2 rRNA genes are annotated in these 3642 nt (G+C 60.8%); both read right to left on the bottom strand.

Going from position 1 to position 3642, the window contains the following annotated elements:
- A 23S ribosomal RNA gene (locus tag BUB29_RS09455) occupies positions 1-1908 on the bottom strand; the annotation flags it as partial.
- A gap of 430 nt (positions 1909-2338) precedes the next feature.
- Positions 2339-3642 (bottom strand): 16S ribosomal RNA (locus BUB29_RS09450); the annotation flags it as partial.

Genomic DNA, 3642 nt, shown 5'->3' with positions numbered 1-3642 from the left:
CCCCCCGCCGCTCCCGGGGCAAGCCCGTTCACAGCAGGGGGTCTCCCTTGAACCGAAGGAACGGGAGCAATTTGCCGAGTTCCTTGACCAGGATTCGCTCGATCGCTTCGGTATTCTCTACCTGACCACCAGTGTCGGTTTGGGGTACGGGCGGCATTGGTCCTCGCGCCGAAGCTTTTCTCGACGGCCAGGATCACCGGATATCGGCCATAACGGCCCCATCATCGCACCTCGGCCGAACGCCGTACGGATTTGCCTGTACGACGGCCTGCGTGCTTGACCACGGAAAACCACCTCCGCGGCCGGCTACCTGTCCGTGTCACTCCTGCGCTGCCCTACTGCCGGGCGGTTCCCAACGGCCCAACCCCCACGAACCCCGAAGGGAACGCGAAGGGAGGGACCGGAGGTTAGCACCCCGGTCTCGGACCGGGCGGCCCAAAGCCGGTACGGGAATATCGACCCGTTCATCCATTCGACTACGCCTGTCGGCCTCGCCTTAGGACCCGACTCACCCGGGGACGATGAACGTGGCCCCGGAACCCTTGGTCATCCAGCGGCGGGGATCTTCACCCCGCTCTCGCTACTCATGTCTGCATTCTCACTTCCGCCCGGTCCACGACAGGCTCACGCCGCCGCTTCGCCCCTGGACGGAACGCTCTCCTACCCAACGGCCCGAAAGCCGTTGCCGCGTCTTCGGTGGTGTGCTTGAGCCCCGCTACATTGTCGGCGCGGAACCACTAGACCAGTGAGCTGTTACGCACTCTTTCAAGGATGGCTGCTTCTGAGCCAACCTCCTGGCTGTCTATGCGACTCCACATCCTTTCCCACTTAGCACACGCTTCGGGACCTTAGACGACGATCTGGGCTGTCTCCCTTTCCACAACGGAGCTTATCCCCCGCCGAGTCACTGCCGCGATACGCGTCGCAGGTATTCGGAGTTTGGTTGCTGTTGGTACCCGGTATGGGCCCGCAAGCATCCAGTAGCTCTACCCCCTGGACGTAATCACGCGACGCTGCACCTAAATGCATTTCGGAGAGAACCAGCTATCACGGAATTTGATTGGCCTTTCACCCCTAGCCCCAAGTCATCCCCTCAGTTTTCAACCTAAGTGGGTTCGGTCCTCCACGCGGTCTTACCCGCGCTTCAACCTGCTCAGGGCTAGATCATCCCGCTTCGGGTCCAGGACACGCGACTCAAACGCCTTTTAAGACTCGCCTTCGCTACGGTTCCCCCACCCGGGTTAACCTCGCCACATGCCACTGACTCGCAGACTCATTTTTCGATAGGCACGCCGTCACCCCGAAAGGCTCCGACGGTTCGTAGGCGCATGGTTTCAGAGACTGTTTCACTCCCCTCCCGGGGTACTTTTCACCTTTCCCTCACGGTACTCGTTCACTATCGGTCAGACAGGAATATTTAGGCTTATGCAACGGTCTGCACGGATTCGCACGGGATTCCACGGGGCCCGTGCTACTTGGGAGAACCCATCGGAAGACCATGTCCCTACGGCTACGGGGCCATCACCCTCTGCGGCCCGGTATTCAACCCGGTTCGCCTAGAACATGGTTTTGTGACTCCCGCCCGGCGCGTCGGCGCCGGGACAGGGCTTCCCACGACACCACGGGCGCAACCCCCGACGGGTATCACGCGCCCATGGTTTGGCCTGGTCCGCTTTCGCTCGCCACTACTCACGGAATATCCTTTCCTGCAGGTACTGAGATGTTTCACTTCCCTGCGTACCCCCCGCACAAGGCGGTGCCGGCCCATGACGGCCGGCGGGTTTCCCCATTCGGAAATCCTCGGATCAAAGCCCGGTTGGCGGCTCCCCGAGGCTTATCGCAGCCTCCAACGTCCTTCATCGGTCCTGTCTGCCAAGGCATCCACCATACGCCCTTGCAGGCAACCCACACACCCGTGCGGGACCCGCAAGCGCCCAATCAGCAAATTCCCAGACGACAAATCATCACATCTGAAATGATCACAAAACGATCGACGAACAACACCAAAAATGAAGTTCGATCGAAAAATACAGCGATAAAGGGACGGGACAAACCCGCCCTTCTCGCTCGCGTCCACTATCCAGTTCTCAAACCGCCACGCACCCGACCCGCGACCACGCGAACCCCGCCGGGGGACGCGCCGCAAGACCGGGACGACGGACGCCACACGGGGGACAAACCCCATGGGTGGCGATCCGGGAACCCAAAAGCATGCCCGCACCACTCCAAGCCACACGATCTCTTCCACACCAGCACACCCCGGACAAACCCCCGCGACCACCGCGGGAACCGGGGCAGGAAAGGCCACCAGACAGTGGCCAGAAAAATATCTCCGTAGAAAGGAGGTGATCCAGCCGCACCTTCCGGTACGGCTACCTTGTTACGACTTAGTCCCAATCACGAGTCTCACCTTAGACGGCTCCCCCCAAAAAGGTTGGGCCACCGGCTTCGGGTGCTACCCACTTTCATGACTTGACGGGCGGTGTGTACAAGGCCCGGGAACGCATTCACCGCGGCGTTGCTGATCCGCGATTACTAGCGACTCCGCCTTCATGGAGTCGGGTTGCAGACTCCAATCCGAACTGAGACCGGTTTTCAGGGATCCGCTCCATGTCGCCATGTCGCATCCCGTTGTACCGGCCATTGTAGCATGCGTGAAGCCCTGGACGTAAGGGGCATGATGATCTGACGTCATCCCCACCTTCCTCCGAGTTAACCCCGGCGGTCCCCCGTGAGTTCCCACCATCACGTGCTGGCAACACGGGGCGAGGGTTGCGCTCGTTGCGGGACTTAACCCAACATCTCACGACACGAGCTGACGACGACCATGCACCACCTGTGAACCGGCCCCGAGGGGAGGCCCCGTCTCCGAGGCTGTCCGGAACATGTCAAGCCCAGGTAAGGTTCTTCGCGTTGCATCGAATTAATCCGCATGCTCCGCCGCTTGTGCGGGCCCCCGTCAATTTCTTTGAGTTTTAGCCTTGCGGCCGTACTCCCCAGGCGGGATGCTTAACGCGTTAGCTCCGACACGGAACCCGTGGAATGGGCCCCACATCCAGCATCCACCGTTTACGGCGTGGACTACCAGGGTATCTAATCCTGTTCGCTCCCCACGCTTTCGCTCCTCAGCGTCAGTAACGGCCCAGAGACCTGCCTTCGCCATTGGTGTTCTTCCCGATATCTACACATTCCACCGTTACACCGGGAATTCCAGTCTCCCCTACCGCACTCCAGCCCGCCCGTACCCGGCGCAGATCCACCGTTAAGCGATGGACTTTCACACCGGACGCGACGAACCGCCTACGAGCTCTTTACGCCCAATAATTCCGGATAACGCTTGCACCCTACGTATTACCGCGGCTGCTGGCACGTAGTTAGCCGGTGCTTATTCGAAGGGTACACTCACCCGAAGGCTTGCTCCCCGACAAAAGCGGTTTACAACCCGAAGGCCTCCATCCCGCACGCGGCGTCGCTGCATCAGGCTTGCGCCCATTGTGCAATATTCCCCACTGCTGCCTCCCGTAGGAGTCTGGGCCGTATCTCAGTCCCAATGTGGCCGGTCGCCCTCTCAGGCCGGCTACCCGTCGTAGGCTCGGTGGGCCGTTACCCCGCCGACTACCTGATAGGACGCGACCCCATCCC

The organism is Bifidobacterium merycicum DSM 6492 (genome assembly GCF_900129045.1).
GTDB lineage: Bacteria > Actinomycetota > Actinomycetes > Actinomycetales > Bifidobacteriaceae > Bifidobacterium > Bifidobacterium merycicum.
The sequence above is the reverse complement of the archived record's forward strand: the minus strand, read 5'-3'. Positions and strand labels throughout refer to the sequence as shown.